The sequence below is a fragment of the Actinomadura geliboluensis genome, assembly GCF_043197915.1.
Taxonomy (GTDB): domain Bacteria; phylum Actinomycetota; class Actinomycetes; order Streptosporangiales; family Streptosporangiaceae; genus Spirillospora; species Spirillospora geliboluensis.
Genome location: NZ_JBICUA010000005.1, coordinates 437798 through 463082, shown reverse-complemented (window position 1 = coordinate 463082; position 25285 = coordinate 437798). Strand labels below are relative to the sequence as shown.

The following is a 25285-nucleotide window of genomic DNA, read 5'->3' as shown; positions in this document are numbered from 1 at the left end:
TGCGCCGCTATCATCGCTGACGACTGCGGCGACGCAGCGCGACGTTCAGGGTGAGCAGATACGGGGAGAGCCGGCGTGACTCCAACCGGAAATCCGGACGACGACCACGAGGCGGAGCGTCCCGACCCCGGGCAGCCCGCTCAGGTCCCGCCGCCCCCGCGTTGGCTGGACGGCCAGGGCGGCCCCTCCGGGCCGCTGCTCCCCGGCGACGGCGGACCGGCGAAGGCCCTGCCCCCGGAACCGCCCGCCGAGGCGGCACCGCCCGCGGAGACGGCACCGCCCGCAGAGACGGAGGCGGAACCGCCCGCCGCCGAGGAGGCGCAAGCCCCCGAGACCGGGGTGGCCGACCGCACCGTCCTGGAGTTCAGGTTCGAGCAGGAGAACGAGGCGAAGCCCGCGCCCGCGGCCCCCGTGGCTCCGGCGCCGGCCACGTCCACCGACATTCCCGGGCCGCCGCCGTTCCCGTACGCGCAGCAGCCGCCGGCGCCGCCCGCACCGGTCCCGGCTCCGCGTCCCCCCGCCGCGCAGCCTCCGGCCGTGCAGCCGCCTCCCGCGCAGCCCCCCGCCGTGCAGCCTCCGCCTTCGCAGAGTCCGCCGGCCCACGAGCCGTTCCCCTTCGCGCAGGAGATCCCGAGCGCCCCGCCGCGTCCGGCCCCGGAGCCGTTCCCATACGCGCAGGAGGTGCCCGGCGCCCCGGCGCCTCCCGCACCCGAGCCCTTCCCGTACGCGCAGGAGGTCCCGGGCGCGCAGAGCGCTCCCCCGGCCGCGGAGCCGTTCCCCTGGGCGCAGCAGATCCCCGGCCCCGGCCCGGCCGCGCAGGACGCCGGCCGCCCGGCGCCGCCGCCACCGGTGATCGACGAACCGTGGCGGACGGGGCAGAGCGCGCCCAAGCAGCGCAGGAGCCTCAAGAAGCCGCTCCTCATCGGCGGGGCGGGGCTGGCCGCCGCGGCCCTGGTCGCCGCGGCGGTGCTCGTGGTGCCCGGCCTGTTCGAGGGCGAGGAGGACGCGGGCGGCGGCGACGCCAAGCTGGCCGGGGCGGTCTTCCCCGTCGACGGCGCGGCGCCCACCGACGGCCGCGACCAGCAGATCACCGGCGTCGCGGCGTCCGGCTCGACGGTCGTCGCGGTCGGCGGCGAGACCGATCCGCAGAACGCCCGCGGCCTGTTCCTGGTCTCCGGGGACGGCGGCCGGACGTTCGAGTCCGTCCCGCAGCAGAGCACCGACGGCGGCGTCGCGCCGCCCGGCGGGGTGCCCGAGGCGGTCGGCGCCTCGCCGCGCGGCTGGGTCGCGATCGGCAGCCGCGCGGGCGGCGCCGGTGCCGTGTGGACCAGCGAGAACGGCCGGGAGTGGCGGCGGCAGCCCGACGCCGTCGGCGACGTCTTCGGCCCCAACGACCGGGTGACCCGCATCGTCGGCACCCGCAGCGGCTTCATGGCGATCGGCGAGTACTCCAGGAAGGGCGACTTCAGCGACGCCCAGCGCGCCATGTGGCTGTCCTCCGACGGCCGCCGGTGGGAGGCGCGGATCGGCGACCAGACGGGCCTGCGCGTGGAGAAGGCCGGCGTGTCGTTCGTCGAGGCCGCCGCGAGCGGCGACGTGATCCTGCTGCAGGCGCTCGTGACGCCCAGTTCCCGCAAGCCGGGCCCGTACCGGAAGGTGTGGCGCTCCCAGGACGGCGGCCGGACCTGGGGCGGCTCCGAAGTGCCGGTGCCGAAGGGCAGCCGCGGGCTGATGATCGGCGGCGGCGCGGCCGGGTTCGCGGCGATGCGGGAGATCACGGTGTCCGGCAGGCCCGCCGGGCAGGCGTTCCTGTCCAAGGACGGCAGGACCTGGACCAAGGCCGGCGTCCTGGCCGCGGGCGGCTACCGCAACACCACCGGGATCGCCGTCGACGGCGACGGCTTCACCGCCGTCGTCGCCCGGGACGGGGACACCCTGCTGGCGCGCAGCGCGGACGGCCGGACCTGGCGCAACGCGGGCACGGCCGAATCGAAGCCGGGCCGGGAGATCCTGGACGCGGCGGCGGCGGGCGGCCAGGCGGTGCTCGTCGGCCGCGAGCCGGGCGGCGGTGACACCAACGCGGTGCTCGGCGTCTGGGACGCGAACGGCACCGAGGTCCCGATCGACCTCGCGAAGGTTCCCGGCGCCGTCCGGCCCGACCACTCGGTCCGCTCCGTCAGCGCCACCGGGGACCTCGCGGTCGCGGTGGGAAGCGCGAGCGGCGACGCCGCCGTGTGGACGTCCCAGGACGGCGGCACCTGGAAGGCCGCGCAGGGGCTCGGCGCGGCGTTCACCCGCCCGGGCTCGCAGCAGCTGACCGACGTCGCCGCGGGGACGTCGGGCTGGGTCGCGGTCGGCTACGACCAGGCGGCGGCCCGCCGCCCGCTCGTCGTCACCTCGGCGGACGGCGCCGGCTGGCAGGCCGCCGACTCGGCCGCCGCCTTCGCCGCCGACCGGAGCGGCCAGCCCGTCACGTACGCGGCGGCGGCCGGCGAGCGCGGCTACGTGGTCATCGGCACCCAGGGGACGTCGGCGGTGACCTGGTTCTCGTCCGACCTCAAGAACTGGGAGCGCGGCACCGGGGCCGACCCGAAGGCGCTGACCGGCGGCAAGAACGACCCCCGCTGGATGCTGGACGTCACGACCGGCCCGTTCGGCTTCGCCGCCGTGGGCGGCGTCCGCGACGCCAAGGGCAACCATCCGTCGGTGTGGCTGTCGGCCGACGGCAAGAAGTGGGCGCCGCAGCAGCTGCCGCTGCCGTCCGGCGCCACCGAGGCCCACCTCACGAACGTGGCCGCCAAGGAGAGCACGGTCGTGGTCGCGGGGATCGCCGCGACGCCGAAGGGCCTGGACCGGTTCGGCTTCCTGTCCACCGACGCCGGCCGGACGTGGCGTCCGATCACGCTTCCAGGCGGTGAGACCATCACGGTCACCGCGCTGGCCGCGACCGCCAAGGGGTTCGCCGCCACCGGCACGACCGGGCGGCCGGGTGCGACGGACGTCGTGTCGTGGACGTCCGCGGACGGCGCCTCCTGGAAGTCCGCGACGCCCGGCGGCACGGGCCTCGGCGGTGTCGGCGACCAGCAGATCACCGGCCTCGTGACCTTCAAGAACACGCTGCTGGGCGTGGGCCGCAGCGCCGACGGGAACGGGGACCAGCCCGTCCTGTGGTCCCGGCCGAACTGACCCGTCCGGCGTCCGGTCCGGGAAGCCGGGCCGGACGCCGCGCTCCGCTCGGCGGTCAGCGGGCGGGCGGGACGGGCGGGACGGGCGGCTCCTGCGGCGGCGTCGCGAGCGGCGGCGGGGCCTGGTTGGCGCGGCGGGCGTGGCGGGGGATGTAGGAGAGGGCGCCGGCCGGGGTGGTGCCGGTGTCGGAGCGGTCGCGGGTGCGGTTGCGGCGGGCGCCGTAGGGGGCGACGACCGCGCGGTAGAACGGTTTGCGGATCACGGTGGGGACGAGGCGGTAGCCGCCGCGGACGACGACGTTGCGCCAGTACTGCGGCTGGGAGATGAAGCCCTCGCGGAGCATCTCGCGCTGCAGCCGCAGTTCGGAGCGCAGCAGCTCGGTGCCGCCGCGGCGCTCGTAGGCGCCCTCGCCGACACGGTAGTAGACGAGCGGCTCGGCGACGTTCACCATCCGGGCGCCGTTCGCGATCATGCGGACGAACAGCCAGTAGTCCTCCATGAGGGGCAGGTCGCCGTAGCCGCCGGCGGCGACGACGGCGCTGCGCCGGTAGACGACCGTGGGGTGGTTGAACGGGTCGTGGAGCCGCGAGTAGCGGGCGATGTCGGCGGGGTCGCTCGGCGGGATGCGGCGGCCGACGACGTCGGTGATGTCGGTGCCGAACTCCAGCAGGCCGGCGCCGACGAGGTCGGCTCCGGCGCGCACGAGCGGCACCTGGGTCTGGAAGCGGTGCGGCATGGCGACGTCGTCGGCGTCCATGCGGGCGACGATGTCGTGCCAGGCGGCGTGCAGGCCGGCGTCCAGGGCGGGGCCGAGGCCGCGGTTGTGCTCCAGCGGGACGAACACCACCTTGACGGGGCTCCCGGCCATGAGTTCGCGCAGGCACGCCGACAGCTCGGGCGGGACGGGGCCGTCCTGGACGAGGACGACCTGGTCGGGCCGCAGGGTCTGCAAGTGCACGGCGCTCCGGAACGCGTCCCGGACATGTTCCGCCTGGTCGCCGCCATAGACGGTCATCAGCAGGGAGAAGGGTTCGGGCTGCATGCGTCCGTTCCGGGGGAGCTCGGGCGGCCGGTGGAGCCCAGTGCGGGGAGGCGGCTCGTCGGGCCAGGGTCGGAGGGATTCAACTAGGCCGTCCTACTAGGGACGCTTTGAGGCGGTTAATGGTTTGCGCGGGCCAAGATATCGCTGATGCGGCTCCACATCAGGTGTGGGCGCAGATGTCACGGTCCGCACGGATCTCGCCGGCCACCTTGGGCACGGCCGGGGCGAGCCCGCGCAGCCGCGCGCCGTCGTCGCCGATGAGGAGGTACACGTAGCCGGGCTTGGCGGATCGCCAGGGGCGCGGCGTGTGCCCGGGGACCGCGATCGCCACCCGCGCGGCCTGCCGTTCGGCGCCTTCGCCGTACAGGATCCGGGTGCGGGCGTACTTCTTCTTGCTGGTGCCGACCTTGACGACCTGGTAGCCGCGGTCGGCGAGCTGCTCGGCGGTCCGCTGGGCGAGGCCCTCGGTGGCGGACGCGTTGTAGACGCCGATCTTCACCTGTGCGGGAGGGACGGGCTGCACCGTCTTCTGCGCGGCCACCGGGGCGGGCGGCGGGGTCGGCTCCGGCTCGGGGAGCTTGTTGTCTTCCCGGACGGCCTGGAACAGCGGCTCCGCAAGCGCCTGATCGAACTGGACGCGGTTCTTGTCCTGCGGGTACGCCTGCACCGGCACGGTCACGAACCGGACCTTCCCGGCGCTCATGCCGCGCAGGCTCGCCGCGAGCTTCTGCATCACCGAGAGCGTGAGCCGGTCGTCGGCCTTGATGGACTTGGTGGCGGCGGAGAGGAAGGCGTAGGTCCGCCCGGGGTCGGTGAGCATGCCCTTGTCGGTCGCCTTCTTGACGACGGAGGCCATGAACGCCTGCTGCCGCTTGATCCGGTCGAGGTCGGAGCCGTCGCCGAGGACGTACCGGGTGCGGACGTAGCCGAGCGCCTGGTCGCCCTGGACGACCTGCTTGCCCGCCTTGAGGTGCAGTTCGGCCTTGGGGTCGTCGATGCGCTTCGGCACGCAGATCTCGACGCCGCCGAGCGCGTCCACGACCCGTTTGAAGCCGGTGAAGTCGACCTCGACGTAGTGGTCGATGTGGATCTTGGTGAGCGACTCGATCGTCCGCCAGGTGCAGGCGGGGCCGCCGTTGGAGAACGCCGCGTTGATCATCCCGAACTGGGCCGGGACGACGGTGCCGTTCTTCTTCTTGCACGGCGGCATCCGCACCATGGAGTCGCGCGGGAAGCTGATCCCGATGGCGCTCTCCCCGCCGGGCGAGATGTGCAGCAGGATCGTGGTGTCGGAGCGCTGCCCTGCCTCCTCGCCGTAGCGGGCGTTCTCCCCGGCGCGGCTGTCGGACCCCATCAGCAGGATGTTCAGCGAGCCGTTCAGCTTGGGCGGGCGGTTCGCGCCGAGCCGGTCGTCGACGTGCTCGCGGTCGATCTGGCCGTCCAGCCGCCGCCAGAAGCCGTAGGCGGTGAGGCTGCCGGCCACCAGCACGACCGACAGCGCGATCGACAGGCCGCCGAGCACGCGCCACAGACGCCCCCGCACCGGCGGCTCCGGTGGCGTCGGGGCGTTGTCCGCGTAGTAGACGCCGGAGGGCGCGGCGGCTCGCTGCATCCGTAACATTTCAGCACAGATTGGACATGCGTCACCGGCGTCACCGGAAACTGCGGGACCCGCACCGCCCGGGGTCCGGCGGGCGCCCGGCCGGCGGGTGCTCCCGGTGACTAGACTCCCGGACGAGATGAGCACCGTAGACGCGCTGACCGACCAAGCGATGGTCGTCCTCCAGGACCGGCCGGTCGTGCCGCTGAGCGCCTGGCTGAACAAGGCCCTGGCCGACTGCGCCGAGACCGGCCGCACGCTGCAGCTCGTCACGCCGCTGGAATCCCGGCTGACGCTGCCGCTGCGCACCGCCGCGTCCGGCGACGGCGCGCAGTGGATCGTGCGCAACGGCGACGGCTACTACGAGGGCCTGACCGGACGGCCGATGAGATGGGGCGGCGGGACGTTCGTGCCCGTCCCCGAGGCCCGCGACTACGCGCCCGGGTTCACCACCCGCCCGACCGCGCCGATCGGCGCGCAGCTCACCCTCGTCTACCGGATCCGGCACGCCGCCGAGGGCGACCTCGCCGGGACGATCGAGCGCCTGCTGCAGCTGCTCACCGGCAAGTACCCGGCCGGGCTCGGGCCCGCCGAGCCGCTGGAGCACCCGTGGCGGCGCGACCGGCTCACCGAGTACGTGCGCGGACGCTCCAGCGTGCGGCTCGTCGTCGGCGGCGACGGCCCCCGCCCCGCCCAGGCGATCTGCGACTACAGCGCCGGCGAGGGCGGCGCCGTGGCCGAGACCAGCACCGTCACCGTCGGCTACGCCCCGCAGGACCCGCCGCCCCTCCAGCACCTCCCGACGCTCGTCGGCGCCCTCGCCGCCGACCAGCCGATCGCGTCGCTGTTCGTCCAGCTCACCCCCGGCCGCGCCGACCTCACCACCGAGCCGCGCTGGACGGGCGCGCCCGCCCCGGTCGCGCTGGCCGTCGCGGGCACCGTGGCCGGCCCGAACGGGATCCCCGGCCAGCAGGTCGGGCCGCCGCGCGCCCCGCTGACGTTCTTCCCGCTCGGCGACGGCCGCTCCCCGGACGGCTGGCAGCGGCACAGCGCGCTCATGCAGCACCTCCAGTCGTCCTGATCCGGGCCGGCCGATCCGGTCACGGCTGATCCCGGGCCCGGCTGATCCGGTCACGGCGGGACGTCCCGCCCATGCCGCTCTTCGGCCGGATGATCTACCCGGAAGGGATGATGTACGGTCCTTGACCATGGTGATGGACGGCCGGCTCGACGCGCTTGAGCGGGCCGTCGAGGGGACGCTCGCCGAGGGGTCGTTCGAGTACGACGGCGACGCGGCGGTGCTCCGCATCGAGGGCTCCCCCGTCCGCACCGCCGGCTGGGGCATCGGGGCCGGCGCGGGCGGCGTGGCGCTGCTGCTCGCCGGGGCCGTGCTGTCCCTCGCCGGGCTCCCGGACGAGGCGCGCTGGGCGCTCGCCCCCGGCGCGGCGCTGCTCGGCGCCGTGGCCTGCTTCCTGCTGCTGTGGCGGTTCAGCCCGCTGTCGCGGCTCTGGACGGACCTGGAGCTGCGGTTCGCCGAGCGCGCCATCGTCCACCGGCGGACCCGGCTGTCATTCGGCGACCTGCGCCCCGAGCACCTGGTGTGGAAGAACGGGCCGTTCTTCCGGCGGCTCTACGTCCGGCACCCGTCGCTGCGCAAGCAGCTCGCCGGGTTCTTCGGCAGCGAGGAGCGGCAGGCCGAGGAGTTCCGGAAGCGGCTCTGGGAGCTGATCTCCGCGCCCGACCTGCCCGGCGCACCCGGCGTGCCCGGCGTCCCGCTGCGCGGCGGCGACCTCACCCCCGTGCAGCGCTGGATCATCGGCGCGGGCGCGCCCTACGGCGCGATCAACGGGTTCCGGGTGGACCGCCTCGGCGCCGGCCCCGGCGCCGCCGCGGCCGCCGACCGGCGCGCCGCCCAGGAGCTGCTGCAGGACCCGTGGGGCGCCTACGACCTGGAACAGCTGCTCGCCGCCCTCAACTGGCTCGTCCAGGACGGGCACCGCGCCGACTTCACCCAGGACGCCGACCTCGCCGCCCGTCCCCCGGCCGCGCAGGAGGAGTACGCGGAGCTGCTGCGGGAGGTCGACGGGCTCATCTCGGCCGACCGGCTCGAACCGCCGTTCGTCGAGCGGCTGATCGAGCTGGTCCGGGTGCGGTACGGGGACGAGGGCGACGAGTACGCGCGGCTCGTCCCGCCGCTGCTGCGCGACGAGCCCGGCGCGGACGCCAGCGAGGAGGGCGCCGAGCTGGCGCAGTTCCTCCACCAGCTGTTCAACGACCGCAACCACGCCGCCGAGGAGCTGCACCGGCTGAAGGTCCTCGCCGACCCGGCGCTGCGGGCCAACGTGGGGCGATTCCTCATCTGGGACTACGGCCGCGCCCTGATGCTCTACCGCTGGGGCCACATGGTCGGGTGGCTGACCGAGGAGTACTGCTGGGAGCGGATGCTCCCGCTGGCCCTCGACATCCAGCGGCGGTACTCGTCCTGGCGGGACATGGCCACCTGCTACCTCCAGGGCCGGCTGCTCTGGTCGGGCGGCGGAGGCAAGGCGCAGGACGAGTACGAGCGGCTCGTCGACGACCTCGCCACCGAGCCGCGCAGCCCCTGGAACCTCGTCCCGTGGGACCTGGACCTCACCCGCGACTGGACGTGAGCCCGGCGCGCGGGACGGCGCGCGGGACGGGTCAGCCGATCACGCCGCCCTGGTAGGCGTCGCCGGGCAGGCCGCCCGGCTGCGGGGCGTCCTCGCCGTGCTCGGCCGCCCTCCAGCTCTGCGCGGGCGGGTCGGTGGCGCCGTCGGGGTAGACGATGCCGCCGAGCCAGCGGACGAGGGAGTCGGCGAACGCGCGGGCGACGCGCATCGCGTCCGGGACGTCGGCGACGGCGCGCACGTCGACCCACCAGACCGGCACCCCGACGCGGTCGGCGAACTCGGGGCCGAGCAGCCGCCGGATCTCGCTCTGCGCCGAGACGTGCACCGCGTCCTCGATGGAGACGAGCAGCCGGCCCTCGGCGTCGTACAGCAGGGTCGGTTCGGGCTCCCCGCCGCGCAGCTCCAGCCGCTCGCCCATGGCGATCATGCCGTCGGCCACGGCGTGCACATCCGGATCGCGGCGCACCAGCGCCACCAGGTCAGTGCTCATCGGTCACCTCGGCGTCGGGCGGGACGGAGCGGGCCGCCGCCGCACCGGGCGGCCGGTCGCCGGCTTGAGTCGGACACGTGCCTCCCCTCTTCCCCGCAACTTTATGAGAGATCCGGACGCACTGCCCACGGGACGACCCTGCCTCCGCCGACATACCTACCATCTACCGCGATATCGGAACGTTCCGCCCGCTACTCTGGTCCGACCTTTCGCCACCCCCGCATGAGCATCGGCACGGAGCCAGCATGTACCCCCCTCAGCAGCCGGGCCCTCCGCCCGGCGGCCCCGGCTACCCGCCGTCCGGCGGCCCGGGGTTCCCACCGCCGCCGGCCCCGCCCGGCCCCTACGGCGCCCCCGGATTCCCTCCGCCGCCACGGAGCGGCGGCGGCGCGCTCGTCCCGCTGCTGATCATCGGTGTGGTGCTGGTCCTAGCGCTGGTCGGGGTCGGCGCGTTCCTCATCCTGGGCGGGGACGACGACGACCGCTCGGTCGCGGTCCCCTCGTCCACGCCCTACTCGCCCCGCTACAGCTCGTCGCCGGAGCCGACGTCCACCCCGACGAGCGAGACGCCGTCGGGCGACCTGTCCGAGGTGCTGTCGACGACCATCCGGACGGCGAAGGGCAACACCTTCACCCGGGCCGGCACCCGCACCCAGTCGTGCACCTCACGGGCCAACGACCGGCTCCGCACCGCGCTGCGCGCGCACCCGTGCACCGGGCCGATGTACTCGGCGGTGTACGCCGACCCGGACAAGAAGATCATCACCGCGGTGTCGGTCATGACGCTGGCCGACCCGTCCGCGGCGAGCAGCGTCAGCCGGGCCACCACCGAGAAGGGCTGGCCGCTGCTGCTCACCCCGTCCAACGCCAGCGGGCTGCCGCAGCCGCAGCCGGACCCCGCCTACTGGACGCGGTCGTGGACGCAGGGCTCGCGCGTGATCTACGCCCAGTCGTACTGGACCACCGGCGCCGCGACCGGCGGCCGCGAGGGACGCGTCTTCGCCACCGCTGGGGAACTCGGCGTCGAGGTCACCAACACCCTCATCTGGAAGAGCTGACCCCACGCGCGAGCGGCCCGCTCAGCGCGAGCGGCCCGCTCAGCGCGAGCGGCCCGCTCAGCGCGAGCGGCCCGCTCAGCGTGACCGGGCCGCTCAGCGTGACCGGCCCGCCCGGCGTCAGCGGGCCGCGCTGGGGGTGAGCGCCCGCGCGAAGACCTCGTGCACGACCCTGGTCACCGCCGTCCGCGCGGCGGCGGAGACCTTGCTCATGTCGACCGAGCTGCCCGTCGCCAGATGCCGGTCGTACGGCACGAAGACCACGGGCAGGCCCCAGGCGGAGAGCATCTGCTGAGCGCGGTGCAGGTCGGCGCCCACCTGCGGCGCGTGGGAGACCATCGCGATGACCGTCCGGCGCAGGAGGTCCTGCAGGTCGTTGGCCGCGTACCATTCGAGCGCCCCGCGCGCGCTTAGCGCACCGTCCACCGTGCCGGGCGTCACCAGGACGAGGCCGTGCGCGCTCGCGACGACGCCACGGTTCAGCTCGGTGAGGATCCCGGCGCCGCAGTCGACGACGGTGGTGCCCACGTACCGGCCCACGACGCTGAGGGCGCTCTGGAACATGTCCAGCGTGAACTCGCCCGCGATGCGCCCGCCCCGCGTCGACGACAGCACGAACAGGCCCTCGGGGGTGCGCGCCAGGTACCGCGCCGCCTCCTCGAACGTGCTCGGGTTCTGCCCCGCGAGGTCGAACAGCGACAGCTCGGTGCGGACGCCGAGGCGCAGCGGCAGCGAGCCGAGCTCGGCGTCGGCGTCGGCGGCGAGCACCCGGTCCTGCCGGTAGCGGGCCAGCTCGGTCGCGACGAGCGCCGCCATCGTGGTCTTGCCGGCGCCGCCGCGCACGCTGGCCACGGCGATCCGCCGGGTGCTCGGGACCGGCCGCTGCATCAGGTCGATGAACCCGGCGTGCTCCCTGGCCTCGCGCCCGCCGCCGCCCATCGCGTTGCGGACGCCGCGGCCCACCCGGCGGGCGAGCGGGTCGCCGTGCTGGTTCCGGCGGACGAGCTCGTGCGCCGGGATCTGGTGGCCGACGCCCGAGGCCTGGTCGGCCGGCGCGGGCTGCGCGGCGGGGGCGGGCGCCTGCGGCGCCGGGGCGGCGCCCTCACCGGTCGACGACGACACCCCGCCGAGGACGGGGTTGACCGCCGACTCCCAGTCGAAGTCGGAGTGCACGAGGGGCTCGACCGGCTCCGGCGCGGCCTCGGGGGCCTGCGCGGTCTCGGGCACCGGCGCGGGCTGCGGCGGCTGGGCGTTCTCGGGAGCCGGCGCGGGCTGCGGCGGCTGGGTGCTCTCGGGGGCCTGCGCGCTCTCGGCGGGCTGCGCGCCTTCAGCAGGCTGCGCGGTCTCGGGAGTCTGCGGGTTCACCGGCCACGCGGCGGGCTGCTGGACGTTCTCCGGCCGCGGCGCCTCCCGCTGGGCCGTCGCCTGCTGGTCGGTGGCGGACGCGTCCTGCTGCGAGGGCCGCTCGTACCACTGCGGCGCGGTCTCGGGCTGCGGCACGCGGGCCTCGGGCCGCGGCTCGGAGGGCGGCTGCGGGTTCTGGTGCTGCGGGTCGGGCAGGAGCGGAGCCGGTTCGCCGGACCCCGCGGACGACTGCATGGCGGGCGCGGCGAACGGCGGTGCCTCGGGAACCGGCCCGGCGGCGCCCTGCGCGGACGGGGCGGGCTGCGGCGCGGGCGGCACCGGCTGCGCGGCGGGAGCGGCGGGCTGTGCCTGCTCCGGCGCGGGACGGGGCGGAGCCTCCGCCCCCCACGACGCTCCGCCGAGGCCGAGCGGAGCGCGGTCGAGCCGCCGCAGTCCCCGGCGCGAAACGCCGATGTCACGCAGGACCGCATGCTGCCAGCTGGAGTCGGACACCTGCCTCCCCTCTCACCGGCCAGCCTACGAGACGCGCGTCACCGCACGCACCGGAACGGGGTGCGCGGGACACGCCCCCACACCCTAGGAGCCTTCGCGTCCCAGCGTTTCACCGGCGGGGGGACCTGCACAGGGGAACGCGGTCACGAATCGGACGCCTCGCCGGACCGGCGCGCCTCCTGCCGGGCCCGCGACGCCTCGTAGGCGGCGAGGGAGCGCTCCCCGCCGGGCCGCATCTCGAAGCGGATGCCGCGGTCGCCCTCGAACGGGTTGCGGTGGTCGAACCCGCCGCGGTAGATCTCGTTCGGCACCCGCTCGGGGAACGCGTCGCAGTACGGGATCCAGCGGTCGAGCGACGTCTCGGCGCCAGGATTGGACCTCTTCTGCAACCGCACGCAGGCGTCACAGATGTTCGGTCTCCTGCGCATCGTCAGCCACCCTCCAAGGTCGTACCACCGGTCCCAGCAGTGTTCCACACCCCCACCGCTGCGCGCCGCATCCCTCTATTGTCTTGGATCGCTGCATACCGGTTGCTAAAACCGGTTTGAAACCCGTATACATTGATCAATCCCTGTGTGTCTGTGATCGTGCGCGGTCGCGGGCTATCGCAAGCTCCCGACGAACAGAGGGGTGACCGTGCGCGCTGAATGGCAGGCGCATATCGACGAACTCCTGCAGACCTACCAGGAGAAGCGCCGGCAGATCGCGGACATGCAGTCCCGCCTGGAGACGATCGAGGCCGAGGCGGAGGCCGCCGACGGCATGGTGCGGGTGAAGGTCGACCGGCAGGGCCGGCTCACCTCCCTCGAGTTCGACCCGCGCGTGCAGCGCAAGCTCGGCTCCGAGGAGCTCGCCGAGGCGGTGCTGGAGGCGTCCCGGGACGCGCAGGCGCAGGTCGCCGACCAGATGCGCGCGGCGATGCAGGGACTCGTCCCCGACGGCCCGGCCGAGAGCGGCTTCGACATCACCAAGCTGCTGCCGGAGCGTCCCGACGACTTCGACGCGGTCCGCGAGCGACTGGGGATCCCGCCGCGATGACCTACGAATACCTAGAGGTCGACACAGAAGAGCTGAAGCGCGCCGGCAAGGGGTTCACCACCGGCGCCACGCAACTCGAGGCGATCTTCAACCGGCTCAGCTCCGCCCTGTCCGCCGAGGGCGAGTGCTGGGGCGCCGACGAGACCGGCAAGACGTTCGCCGAGGGCTACAAGGAGCCGAGCACGCAGGTGCTGGAGTCGTTCCCGAAGCTCAAGGAAGGCCTGGAAGGCATCCGGAAGGGCGTCGACCAGATGGCCAAGACCTACAAACAGGCCGAGGACACCTCAAGGCTGAAGTGAGCTGATCCGTGGGTCTTGAAATCCCAGAACCGGTCCAGTGGCTGTCCTGGATCATCGGCGCCGACTGGCCCGAGGGCGACGAGACGGCGATGCGCCGCTGCGCCGACGCGTGGCGCGCCGCCGGCACCGAGGTCGGCGAGCTGATCGAGGAGCTCAACCAGGCGGCGAACGACGTCCGCGGCGCGCTCGACAGCGGCGCCGCCGACGAGTTCGGCAAGAACTGGGAGAAGTGGGTTTCCACCGACCCGCAGATCCTCACGAAACTCGTCGAGTCGTGCGGCCAGTTCGGCGAGACGCTGGACGGCGGCGCACTCGACATCGAGTACGCGAAGTACATGTTCATCGCGCTGCTGATCATCACGGCGATCGAGATCGCCTATTTGATCGCGGCGGCCTTCGCGACGTTCGGCGCCTCCACCGCGGCCATTCCCGCCGTCGAGGCGGGGGCGCAGATCGCGTCCAGAACCATCTTCCAGCGGCTGCTGGAGTGGCTGAGCAGGCGCTTCCTCGGCGCCGTCCTGAAGGGCGCGCTCGTCGGCGCGCTGGAGGGCGGCGGGCTGGACCTGCTCGTCCAGGGCATCCAGATCGCGCAGGGCAACCGGGACGGCGTCGACTGGAAGAAGACCGGGGCGGCCACCCTGGACGGCGCGATCGGCGGCGCCATCTCCGGCGGCATCGGACACGGCATCGGCAAGATCCCCGGCGTGAGCGACGCCGCCGACACCGCGGCCGGCAACATGGTCAAGGGCATGGTCCGGGACGGCGCGTCCGAGGCCATCAGCGGCGTGGCCGGCACGGTCGCCACCGCCGCCATCCACGGCGACCCGCTGACCTGGGACGCCATCGCCAAGGGCGCCACGTCGGGCGCGTTCGGCGGCGCCGTCGGCGGCGGCAAGGACGGCCTCAACGACTACAACTCGTCCGTCCCCGGCGGCGACCCGCCCGCTCCGGGCACGCCCCCCACTCCCAGCCCCACCCCCACGCCGACCCCGACTCCGTCGACGTCGACCGACCCGGGCGGCTCGCCCTCCCCTTCCGGCGGTGGCGGTGATGGAGGCGGCTCCAACACCGGCGGCGGCGGAGGCGGCGGAGGCGGCTCCAACACCGGTGGCGGAGGCGGCGGTGGCGGCTCGCACTCCGGTGGCGGCGGGGGCGGCGGAGGCGGCGGCTCCCACTCCGGCGGCGGAGACGGCGGCGGTTCGTCCTCCGGCGGCGGCAACCGCATCTCGACGCTGCTCGGCGACACCGGCGGCGGAGGCGGCGGCGGAGGCGGCGGCTCCCACTCCGGTGGCGGCGGCGGTGGCGGCGGCGGAGGCGCCACGCTGGCCTCCTCGGCCCCCGACGGCGGAGGCGGCGCGCCCTCCGGCGGGTCCGGCGGCTCGGGCGGATCGGGCGGCGGCCTCGGCGGCAACCCCGCCGCGTTCGGCGGCTCGTCACCGTCCGGTGGCGGTATGCCCGGCGGCGCTCCCGCGGGCGGTGCGGCACCCGGCGGCATGGCGCCCGTGGGCGGCGGTGCCGCTCCGGGCGGCGCGGCCCCCGGCGGTGCCGCCCCAGGAGGCGCCGCACCAGGCGGTGCCGCCCCCAGCGGCGGATCGTCCTCGCCCGGCGGAAGTTCACCCTCGGGAGGCTCGACCTCCTCCGGCGGAGGGTCGTCCTCGTCCTCGTCCGGTGGCGGATCGTCTCCCGGCGGCTCCTCCTCGTCCAGTGGCGGGTCGTCCTCGTCGCCCGGCCGCGGTTCCACTTCTTCTTCGAGCACCGGTGGTTCTTCGAGCACCGGCGGTGCGCCCGACGGCGGCTCCAGCCCGCACGGCGGTTCCACTCCCCACGGCGACGGGTCGTCCACACCGCACCCCGGCACCGGCTCCACCAGCCCCGAGACGACGGGCGCGGGCACACAGCCGTCCAACGGCACCCCGTCCCCCACTCCCGGCAGCTCCCCCACCCCGGACGGCGCGACCCCGAGCAGCGGCCCGACCCCGGGCGACAGCCCGGCGCGCAGCGACGCCCCATCGCGAACCGACGGCACGACACCGGGCGACAGCCCGGCCCCGGGCGACGGGCGGTCCCCCGGCGACCGCACCGGCACAACCCCGAACGAGGGCACGGCACCGGGCGACGGCACAACGCCGGGCGACGGCCGAGCACCGACGGACGGCACGACACCCGGCGACGGCACGACACCCGGCGACGGCACAACGCCCGGCGACGGGACAACGCCCGGTGACGGCACGACCCCCAGGGACGACGCGGCGCCCGACGAGGGCACCGGCGCGACGCCCGACGACGGCACGACACCGGACGAGGGGACGCCTCCCGCCGAGGAGCCCGCGCCCGGTGGCGAGCCGGCCCCTCGCGGCGCGGGGACCACGAACACCGCCTCCGAGGCGCCTCGCGGATCCGACGGGTCCGACGGCACGAGGGACCCCGCCTCGCCGTCCGAGGACGGTTCCGGCGTGCAGCCCGGTCTCATCGCGCCCATGCCGATGGGCATGATGGGCGGCCCCGCCGGCACCGCGTCGGCGGGCGGTGTCGGAGGGCCCTCCTCCGGCGGACCCTCCGTCGGCCCCTCCGGCGGCGGGTCCGAGCGGGCCCCCGGGTCCACGTCGCCGTCCACGTCCCGTGCACCGGAACGTCCCGCCGGGGACGGCAACCCCAACCTGGAGTCCCCGCGCCCGAAGCCGGACTCCCAGTCCCACGCCCCCGTGGACTCCGACGGCGTCGTCCGCAACGAGCAGGCTCCGCCCGCGAACGAGTCGACACAGCCGGACGGGGATGCGCCCCACAAGAAGGAGGCGGACGGCACCAAGCCGGACGACGGCTCCTCCGACGACGGCTCGTCCAGCGAGGGCACCCCGGACAAGACCGACCCGGCCGACGAGGCGCAGCAGCTCGCGGACGCCGAGCAGCAGGCCCGGGACATCCTCGCCCAGTTCGGCGACGACGCGCCCACGGTGGACTTCACGTCCAGCCCGATCGACCCGGCCGCGGTCCGTGAGGTCAACAACGCCCTCCAGGCGCTCTCCGCGGACTACCCCAGCACCATGCAGGGCCTGACCCACATCGGGTCGGAGGACTTCAACCAGTCGCTCGGGCCGGGCAACGACGACGTCCTCGCCTACGCGACGCCGGAGTCGAACGACCCCGGCATCTACCTCAACGACGACGCGTTCGCGGACAACCAGCAGCGAGCCGAGGACGGCGCCGACGAAGAGGCGACCGGCTTCACCGTGCCCGGCGGCGGCTCCACCGAAGGCGTCTTCACCCACGAGTTCGGCCACCACCTCGGCGAGCAGCTCCTCAACGACCCGCAGATGCTCGCGGACCTGAACCAGGCGGTCTCCAACTCCCTCGGCATCCCCTACGACGCGACCCAGCCGCACGACCCGGCCACGCAGCAGCGCGTGGAGAACGCCCTGTCCGACTACGGGTCCGGCGACCCGCACGAGATGATGGCGGAGGCGTTCACCGAGTACCGCCTCTCCGAGAATCCCCGCCCGCTGGCCCAGGCCATCGGCCAGGTCATGGACCGCCACCTCGGCGCCAACAGCGGCAACACGCCCGCGCCGGACGGCACGAGCGGCACCACGCAGAACGGCGACTCCACGCAGAACGGCGAGGGCAAGCCCCGCATCGGGGAGAACCAGCCGGGCTCGGACCCGGCTCAGGACGTCCCCGGCGGCGACACGCCCCGCACGGACGACGCCAACCCTCAGCCGGACGAGGGCAGCCCGCGCACTGACAACGAACAGCCCCGCACCGACGAGGGCCAACCACGCGACGGCGAAGGCCAACCCCGCGACACCGACCAAGGCCAGCCCCGCAACGACGCAGAAGGCCAACCCCGTAACGACGGCGAGGGCCAGCCACGCGACGGGCAGCCGCGCAACGACGCGGAAGGCCAACCGCGCAACGACGGCGAAGGCCAGCCGCGCAACGACGGCGAGGGCCAGCCCCGCGACGGCGAGGGCCAGCCCCGCGATGGGCAGCCGCGCGACGCCGACGAGGGCCAGCCGCGCGACGGGCAGCCGCGCAACGACGGTGAAGAGCAGCCCCGCGACGGGCAGCCGCGCGACACCGACCAGAGCCAACCGCGCGACACCGACCAAGGCCAGCCCCGCAACGACGGCGAAGGCCAGCCCCGCAACGACGGCGAAGGCCAGCCCCGCAACGACGGCGAAGGCCAGCCCCGCAACGACGGCGAAGGCCAGCCGCGGGCGCGGGAGGGGCAGCCGGAGGACTCCGCCGACGGGCAGCCCGGGCGGCGGGACGTCCCCGAGGGGCTGCCGGACCGGCTTCACGACACCTGGCGCAACAGTGCGGAGACCCCGGCGGGGCGGGCGCTGTACGGCCCCGACGAGCCGCACATGCGCGGCGCGGCGGCGATGGTGCCGCCCGATCCCGCGGGCCGGTTCGTGCTCGACGCGCACGGCGACCGCAACGGGCTGATCGTCGGCGACCAGCGGATGAACGCCACGGACCTCGCGGCGCTGATCCGCAGCGACCCGAACTGGAACGGGCGCGACCTGCTCCTGCTGGCCAACAACAGCGGCGACGGCCGGCTGGCGGCCGACGTGGCGCAGCAGCTCGGCGTCCGCGTCACGGCCCCGATCGGCGCCGTCGACCTCAACGCGCTCGGCCACCCCGAGTCGACGGGCTGGACGGTCCACGACCCGGACGGCGGCCGCGTCGCGCCCGACCCGGTGCGCCGCTTCGACACCAACGACGAGGGCCAGCGGTACGGCGACGAACGGCTCGGGGACCAGTACCGGAACCTGCCGCCGGAGCTGCGGAACGCGCTGTACCAGTACACGGTGCAGTCGATGCCGAATGCGTTCCTGCGTCCCGGCGCCGACCTGCCCGGGTACCTGAACCACCTGCAGGGCGAGTACGGCACGGCGTGGGCGCTGAACAACATGAACGGCGGCAACGGCCTGCCGACGCTCGACACGCTGAACCAGTGGGCGTCCAACCCGAACCTGACGCCGGACCAGCGCGCGCTGGTCGACCACGTGATGTCCGCGGCCGACCCGGCGGACCGGCTCAACCAGATCGCCGGCAACGCGAACTACTGGTCGTTCCTGCACGGGTACTTCGGTGAGACGCCCACCGTGGACGCGTTCAACGCGCGCGTCGGCGAGCTCGACCAGGCGCTGAACCAGCCGCTGCCGGAGCCGGTGCAGACCGAGCGCGGCCTGCACGACGTGAGCTTCATGCGGCTGCCCGACGGGACGGCGCTCGGCCCGCGCGACGCGCAGTTGCTCGTCGGGACGGTCCAGACCGAGCCGGGGTACATGTCGACGTCCCTCGGACGCGACCCCGCCGTCGTCGACAACAGCCCGTTCGGCTACCGGATCCACATGGACCTGCCGGAGGGGTCGCGCGGCGTGTGGATGGGCGGCGAGAGCGCCTACCCGGACCAGCGCGAACTGGTCCTGCCGCGCGGCACCCGCTACGAGATCACCCATGTCGACCCCGACGCCCGGGACGCCGACGGCAACCCGATCGTCGAGATCCGCGCCACGGTGATCCCGCCGGACCCGGACCCGGGCGCGCCCGGCACGGGAGGCACGCCGACACCGAACGGCGACGGCTCGTGGCCCGGCGGCGCACCGCCCAACCCGGGCCCCGCGCCCAGTCCCGGCCCGGCGCCGAACCCCGGCCCGGCCGGTCCGGGGTCGGCCGACCCCGGTTCGTCCCCGTCGGGCCCGTCGCCGCGGTTCCGTTCGACGCCGCCGTCCGACCCGGGTTCCGCGCCCGGGACGCCCGGCGGCAGCGACGCGGGCCCGCGCCCCGGCAGTGACGGCCCGGCCGCACGCGGCGGCGACGGACCGGCGGCACGCGGGGACGACGGCCCGGCCGCACGCGGCGGGGAGGGTCCCGGCGCCCGCGGCGACGATGGTCCGGCGGCGCGGGGCGGGGACGAGCCCGCCGCGCGCGGCGACGACGCGGCGCCGCGCTCCGACGACGGCACCCGGCACGGTGACGAGGACGGCCCGGCCCACGACGGCGACACGGGCGAGACCCCGCCCGAGGGCCTCCCCGACCACCTGCACGACGTCTACCGCGGCAGCCAGGAGACGCCGGCCGGGCGCGCCTTCTACGGGCCCGGCGAGGGCTCCATGCGGGACCTCGCCTCGCGCGTGCCCGCCGACCCTCAGCGGTTCATCGTCGACGGGCACGGCGACCCCGACGGCATGCGGGTCGGCGACCGCCGGCTCAGCGTGGACGAGGTCGCCGACCTGATCCGCAACGACCCGAACTGGGACGGCCGCGAGGTGATGCTGCTGTCGTGCGAGACGGGCGACGGCCAGTTCGCCGCCCAGCTCGCGCAGCGGCTCGGCGTTCCGGTCACCGCGCCGCACGGCCTCGCCTGGTCCGACTCCGACGGGAACGTCTACGCCTCGTCCGGCCGCCCCGGCGAGGACGGGCGGACGCGTCCCGACCTGCCGCCGAACGGCGGCTGGCAGACCCACCGCCCGGACGGCTCGGCCGCCCCGGCCGGACGCGACGGCTACGCGCCCGGCCATCCGGTGCAGGACGGCGGGACGAGCGGCCCGGCGCGGCCCGGCGACGGGGACGCCACCCGCGGTTCGCCCTCCCAGGACCCGTGGAACCCGCCGCAAGTGGACAGGGCCGCCACCCAGGACCACGCGCTGCGGCCCGACCAGCACGCCGCCGACGTCGACTACCCGAAGCGCGAGGGCCGACACCGCATCCTGGCGCTGGACGACACCGGCGCCCCGGTCCTGGACCCGAGCGGGCAGCCGGTCGTCCGGTCGATCGTGTACACGAACGCCGACGGCCAGGTCACCCACGTCACGAACCCGCAGGCGGAGGGCGAGCCCAGAGCGCTCCGCGATCCCAACGAGAACATCGACCTGACGCAGCCGAGGCCGGGCGTCGTCCACCAGATCGACTTCGGCCAGGGGGACCCGCACGTCTTCGTCGGCGGCGAGGACGGGCGGTCGCCGGCCGCGGCGCCGTTCGACCCGCCGACTCACACGGCCGACGGCGAGCCGCTCAACGAGGTGACCCGGACCCACAATCCCTCGGACGGGCCGTACAGCGCGAGGCAGCCGCTGGACGCGGACGCCAGGATCGAGGTCCGCGACGGGGACGGCCGCCTGCACGGCATCTTCTGGACGGACGGCGACGGCAACATCACCCACGTCCGGACGTGGTTCGGCGACAAGGACGGCGTCGCCAACTACAACCCGGAGCTGGGGCTCCTCTCGCACAAGAACGACGGGGTCCCGCTTCCCAACGTCAACTACATGGTCGAGCCGCGGGACCGCTTCGCGACCCTCGACCCCGCGGACTTCGACCCGAGCGACGCCGTCCGCCGCGGCGACCTCGGCGCGCTGCGCGAGGACGACCCGAACGGCATCCCCGGGCAGACCACCACGGCCGGCGCCAACGGGCCGCAGCACCAGGTCCCTCCGGGCACGTTCCTGTTCCACACCGACGACAACGGCCAGACCGACATGGCCACCGGCCGGCCCGACTACGCGGTGGGCGGCGGCGCCCGCTACGGGGCGCAGGGCCACGTCGGGCACATGGGGAACAAGGAGTACTCCGGCACCCGGTTCAACGGCGGCCACATCTTCGGCCACCAGGGGCAGGGCCCGCGCGAGCGCATCAACTACTTCCCGCAGTGGGAGGTCGAGAACCAGGGCCAGAACGCCCACCAGGTCACCCGCCCCGAAAGCTGGTTCGGGCTGGAGGAGCGGCTCGCCGCCCTCGACCAGGACCCGCTGAACAACCGGCGGATCGGCCGGTTCGAGTTCTTCGCCGAACCGAACCACACCGCGGGCGGCGACCTCGCCTACACGCCGCGGGTGATCCACGCGCGGTGGTCGGAGACCGACTTCAACACCACCCCGCCGACGACGACCGTCCACTACCGGTCGTTCTACAACCTGCCGCCGAACCAGCACGGCACGGCGCCGACGCTGCCCACCGACGCGAACGGCAACCCGAAGGGTCCGGCGCGCCCGTTCGGCTGGACGGATCCGGCGCCCAGGTCGGCGGGGGAGCCGCCGGAGCCGATGGCCCGCTCGGCGGACCCGACGCCGCCCGACGACGCCGCCTCCCGCCCGGACCCGGCGGACGCGCCGCGCCCCGACCGGCCGGACGCGCAGACCCCGGAGACGCAGCAGACCCCGGAGACGCCGCAGCGGGCGTCCGACGAGGTCATGCGCGCCGTCCACGATGACCCGGCCGTCCGGGACATGCTGGACCAGGCGGGCGAGCCGCTGGGCGACCAGCTCCGCACCCAGCTGCGCGACACGCTGCCGAACCACCCCGAGCTGGCCCGGATCATCGCCGGCGACGGCCTGAACGACGTGGAGACCTCGCTCCGCGAGTCGCTGCTCGCCCGGCCGAAGACGCTGAACAGCGTGCTCACCCACCCCGAGGCCGTGCGGATCCTCGAAGGGGCCGTGCACGACGTCAACGAGCGCGGCGCGGACGCCATCCTCGGCGGGGACCGGGTGAAGGCGCAGCCGACCCCGCTCACCCCGGACCAGGAGCGGATCAGCCGGGACCTCGCCGACTCCGTCGTGAACGAGCGGCGGCCCGGTGAGAGCCGCGAGGCGCGGGTGGCCCCGGACCAGCCGGACTTCGACCCGTCCCGGGTCGACCCGGACCAGGGGCGCGACGACCCGTACCTCAACGAGTACCTGGACGGCCTCTACGCGGCCAAGCACGAGTCCGAGGCGCTGCTGCACGCGCTCGTCCACGACCCGGAACTCGCGGAGATGGGCGCGGACCCGAAGCTGCGCCCCGGCGACAAGGACCGGGTCCGCGCCCTCGACAAGATCATGGGCGACTACGAGGGGGACGCGAGCCGCCTCAACGACCTGCTCGGCGCCCGCATCCAGTTCCGCTCCGTGGACGGGCTCTACCAGGCGCTCGGCAACATCCAGCGGATCGCCGGGGAGCACGGCGTCCAGATCGTGTCGGTGAAGGACCGGATGCAGAACCCGGTCCCGAGCGGCTACCGCGACGTCCAGCTGACGATCCGGATGCCGAACGGGCACATCGGCGAGCTGCGGCTGCACCTGCGCTCGATCGACGACGTGGCGTCGTACGAGCACTCGCTGTACGAGGTGCGCCGCGACCTGCCGAACGTCGCCGACAACCAGAACCGGGCCGTCACGCCGGAGGAGCGCGCGCTCGACGAGGCCATCAAGCAGCGCGTGATCGGCCGCTTCCAGCAGGCCCTGGACGAGGCGCTCACCGACCCGCCGCCGCGCGCCCGCACCGCGGGACCGCAGCACACGCCCCCGGCCGACGCCCCGGCGGCGCGCCCCGAGCCGGCGTCCCGTCCCGAGCCCGAGGCACAGCCCGAGCCAGAGGCACGGCCCGAGCACGAGCCCGCGCCCGAGGCGCGGCCGGAGACCTCGCCGCGGCCGGACGTGGCGGCCAAGTACGGCTGGTACTCCGAGCCGTCGCCGCAGCCGCCCGCGCCCGGCGGGCCGGCCCCGGACCGCGGCCCCGCCGACACCGGCCACCCCGCCACCGACCGGACCGGCACGGACCGGACCGACACCGACCCGGCCGAGACCAACCCGGCCGCCACCGACCGGACCGACCAGACCGATACCGACCCGGCCGCCACCGACCAGTCCGACACCGACCAGTCCGACGCGGACAAGGCGGACGGCGGCGACACGGTGCCCGGCGACCTGCCGCAGCACCTGCACGACGTCTTCCGCGACAGCGACGGCACCCCGGCCGGCCGGTCGTTCTTCGGCCCGGACGAGACCGCCATGCGCGACCTCGCCCGGCGCGTCCCGCACGACCCCGACACGTTCGTGGTCGACGGGCACGGCGACCGGGACGGGCTGCTGGTGAACGGGCGGCGGCTGAGCGCCGACGACCTGGCCGACCTGATCCGCAACGACCCGAACTGGGACGGCCGCCAGGTCATGCTGCTGTCCTGCCGGACCGGCGAGGGCGACTTCGCCGCGCAGCTCTCCCAGCGGCTCGGCGTGCCCGTGGTGGCCCCGCGCGGGCTGGCCTGGTCGGACGCCGACGGCAACGTCTACGCCTCGTCCGGCCACCCCGACGCCGACGGCCGGCAGCGGCCCACCTGGCCGCCGGACGGCGGCTGGGACGTGCACCGCCCGGACGGCACCGTCCTCGCCGGCGACGGCGCCCACCCGCCCGGCCGCACCCCGCCGCAGGACGCCGACGGCGGCCCGCCGCAGGACGCCGAGGCCCGCGGGATCCGCGACTGGCTGCGGCCCGAAGGCCGGACGCACGCCGACGGCGTCCACCGGTTCGACACCGACCGGCAGGGCGAGCGGTACGGCGAGAGCCGTCTCGGGCACGTCTTCCGGAGCCTGCCGGAGCCGCTGCGGCGCGCCGCGTGGTGGTACACGCGGCAGTCGATGCCGAACCGGTTCCTGCGGCCCGGCGGGCCGGACATCGGCACCCACCTGAACCGGCTCGCGTGGTCGGAGTGGTCCGCCCGGCAGCTGCACCACCTCAACGGCGGGCGGATGCCGTCCCGGATGGAGGAGATCGTCCGGCTGCGGAGCCGCACCGACCTCGACCCGCACCAGCGGCAGCTCGTGGACCGGCTGCTGGCGCCGCCGCTGACGTCGGTGACGGCGCGCCTGGAGCAGCTCACCGCCGACTTCCAGGAGCGGAACTGGCTGCGCCAGTACCTCGGCGAGGAGCCGACGGAGCAGGCGTTCTGGCGGCGCATGGCCGAACTGGACCAGGCGCTCCACCAGCCGCTGCCCGAGCCCGTCCAGGCGGTGCGCGGTCTCGACAACCTGAACTTCCTGATCGGCCGGGACGGGCTGCCGCTCAACGGGCGCGACCCCGAGGTCCTGGTCGGCACGGTGCAGACCGAGGGCGCTCCCATGTCCACGTCGCTGGGGCGCAACCCGGCCGAGGTGGACGGGCAGTCGTTCGGCAACCGCGTCCACCTGGTGCTGCCGGCGGGCAGCCACGGGCTGTGGATGGGCAGCCGGAGCGCCTTCCCGGACCAGCGGGAGCTGATCCTGCCGCGCGGCACCCGGTACCAGATCACCAGCGTCGTGCACACCGGCTACGAGACGGTCACGCTCCGCGACGGAACCTCGGTGCGCCGGCCGACCTACGATGTAGAGGCCGTGGTCATCCCCCCGGGACCGCCTCCTCCGCCCAGGTCATGACCGTGATGGGCGGACGTCGACGTGAAAGGTGCGCGCGAGATGAGTGACCTGCCTCCCCCATGGGACCCGGGCGCTCCCGCCGGCGTGCCGGGGGCGCCGTCGGCGTTCCCGGACGTCCCGGAGCCGCCGGCCGCGGCCCCGTCGTACGCGCACTGGACCCGGGAACCGGTGATCTACTACTGGGTGCGGCTGCGCGGCCGGGTGATCGGCTGCCTGTGGGGGTCGACCGGCCGGCAGGCGGCCGGGTTCCTGCTGGCCCCCGACGTCTCGGAGGCGGAGATGTTCGCCGCCGACCGCTGGGAGGACCGGCTCGCCGAGGCGTACGCGGCCGACGTGCCCGCCGCCGAGGCCGTCCGGCGCTGGAAGGGCGCCGCCGAGGACCCGACGGCGGGCGCGATCGCGGCGGACGAGCCCGAGCGGCAGGCCCCCGACCTGCGGGCCCTGCACCAGATCGTCGCGCCCGGCCACCCGGCGCCGGAGGGGCCGTCGGTGCAGGACGGCCGGTTCGAGGACGGGACGCCGGCCGACCGGTCAAAGGGGTTCGGGCCGCTGTTCAGCGTCCTGCCGCCGACCTACCCGGAGCTGACCGCCGCGCCCGTCCGGTACCTGCCCGTCACCCTCGACGGGACGGTCGTGGGCTTCGTGTGGGCGTCGGTGGACGGCCGGGCCGCCGGGTACCTGAGGCGGGAGCCGGCGGGCACGGCGGGCGAGGTCGCGGCCGGGCTGTGGAAGCTGCGGCTGAGCGACGCCCACCGGGAGGGCGTCCCGTCCCTGCAGGCGCTGCGGCGGTGCGCGCTCGCGCCCGCGGACCGGCTGTCGGGCGTCATCGGCCAGGACGCGCCCGTGCGGGAGCTGCCCGGCCTGGACGCGCTGCGCGAACTCGCGCGGCGGTGAGG

The 25285-nt window shown here is 75.1% G+C and carries 13 protein-coding genes; 8 read left to right on the top strand and 5 right to left on the bottom strand.

Going from position 1 to position 25285, the window contains the following annotated elements:
- The first annotated feature begins 75 nt into the window (after positions 1-75).
- Positions 76-3186 carry a hypothetical protein gene (locus ACGFI1_RS19715; RefSeq protein WP_392786866.1) on the top strand — a complete coding sequence of 1037 codons (3111 nt, stop codon included), beginning with the start codon at positions 76-78 and terminating at the stop codon, positions 3184-3186.
- Positions 3187-3241: 55 nt separating this feature from the next.
- On the opposite strand, the gene ACGFI1_RS19710 is transcribed toward ACGFI1_RS19715, so the two are convergent.
- Positions 3242-4228, bottom strand: coding sequence for a glycosyltransferase (locus ACGFI1_RS19710; protein ID WP_364545831.1), 987 nt, complete (start codon positions 4226-4228; stop codon positions 3242-3244).
- Positions 4229-4388: 160 nt separating this feature from the next.
- Positions 4389-5840, bottom strand: coding sequence for an LCP family glycopolymer transferase (locus ACGFI1_RS19705; protein ID WP_392786864.1), 1452 nt, complete (start codon positions 5838-5840; stop codon positions 4389-4391).
- A gap of 127 nt (positions 5841-5967) precedes the next feature.
- Here ACGFI1_RS19705 and ACGFI1_RS19700 point away from each other — a divergent pair, with 127 nt between their 5' ends.
- Positions 5968-6909: a DUF6177 family protein gene (locus tag ACGFI1_RS19700; protein WP_301176440.1), complete on the top strand. Its 942-nt coding sequence runs from the start codon at positions 5968-5970 to the stop codon at positions 6907-6909.
- Between the two features lie 127 nt (positions 6910-7036).
- Entirely contained in the window at positions 7037-8479 is a 1443-nt protein-coding gene (locus tag ACGFI1_RS19695; RefSeq protein WP_392786861.1) for a DUF1266 domain-containing protein, read from the top strand.
- Between the two features lie 31 nt (positions 8480-8510).
- Here the strand turns inward: ACGFI1_RS19695 and ACGFI1_RS19690 are convergent, their stop codons facing one another.
- Positions 8511-8969, bottom strand: a complete 459-nt coding sequence (locus ACGFI1_RS19690; protein WP_203596557.1) for a hypothetical protein — start codon at positions 8967-8969, stop codon at positions 8511-8513.
- A 245-nt stretch (positions 8970-9214) separates the two neighbouring features.
- Between ACGFI1_RS19690 and ACGFI1_RS19685 the strand changes: the two genes are divergently transcribed.
- Positions 9215-10027, top strand: a complete 813-nt coding sequence (locus tag ACGFI1_RS19685) for a hypothetical protein (protein ID WP_392786858.1) — start codon at positions 9215-9217, stop codon at positions 10025-10027.
- Positions 10028-10144: 117 nt separating this feature from the next.
- On the opposite strand, the gene ACGFI1_RS19680 is transcribed toward ACGFI1_RS19685, so the two are convergent.
- Both ACGFI1_RS19680 and ACGFI1_RS19675 read right to left on the bottom strand, forming a co-directional pair.
- A complete protein-coding gene (locus tag ACGFI1_RS19680) occupies positions 10145-11881 on the bottom strand; it encodes a nucleotide-binding protein (RefSeq protein ID WP_301176444.1) in 1737 nt (578 codons plus the stop codon).
- 143 nt (positions 11882-12024) lie between these two features.
- Positions 12025-12309, bottom strand: coding sequence for a hypothetical protein (locus ACGFI1_RS19675; RefSeq protein WP_301176445.1), 285 nt, complete (start codon positions 12307-12309; stop codon positions 12025-12027).
- Positions 12310-12517: 208 nt separating this feature from the next.
- On the opposite strand from ACGFI1_RS19675, the gene ACGFI1_RS19670 reads away from it, so the two are divergent.
- Genes ACGFI1_RS19670 through ACGFI1_RS19655 form a run of 4 tightly spaced genes read left to right on the top strand, consistent with a single transcriptional unit; the run spans position 12518 to position 25283 of the window.
- Positions 12518-12919 (top strand): YbaB/EbfC family nucleoid-associated protein, encoded by a 402-nt coding sequence (locus ACGFI1_RS19670; protein ID WP_138641914.1) that lies wholly within the window; start codon positions 12518-12520, stop codon positions 12917-12919.
- Complete coding sequence (locus ACGFI1_RS19665; RefSeq protein WP_138641915.1) at positions 12916-13218, top strand: WXG100 family type VII secretion target; 303 nt, start codon at positions 12916-12918, stop codon at positions 13216-13218. Before ACGFI1_RS19670 ends, ACGFI1_RS19665 begins: the two co-directional genes overlap by 4 nt.
- A gap of 8 nt (positions 13219-13226) precedes the next feature.
- Complete coding sequence (locus ACGFI1_RS19660; protein ID WP_392786856.1) at positions 13227-24389, top strand: WXG100-like domain-containing protein; 11163 nt, start codon at positions 13227-13229, stop codon at positions 24387-24389.
- A 39-nt stretch (positions 24390-24428) separates the two neighbouring features.
- The gene (locus tag ACGFI1_RS19655) at positions 24429-25283 is read left to right on the top strand and encodes a hypothetical protein (RefSeq protein ID WP_392786854.1); all 855 of its coding nucleotides are present in this window, start codon (positions 24429-24431) and stop codon (positions 25281-25283) included.
- Positions 25284-25285: the final 2 nt, after the last annotated feature.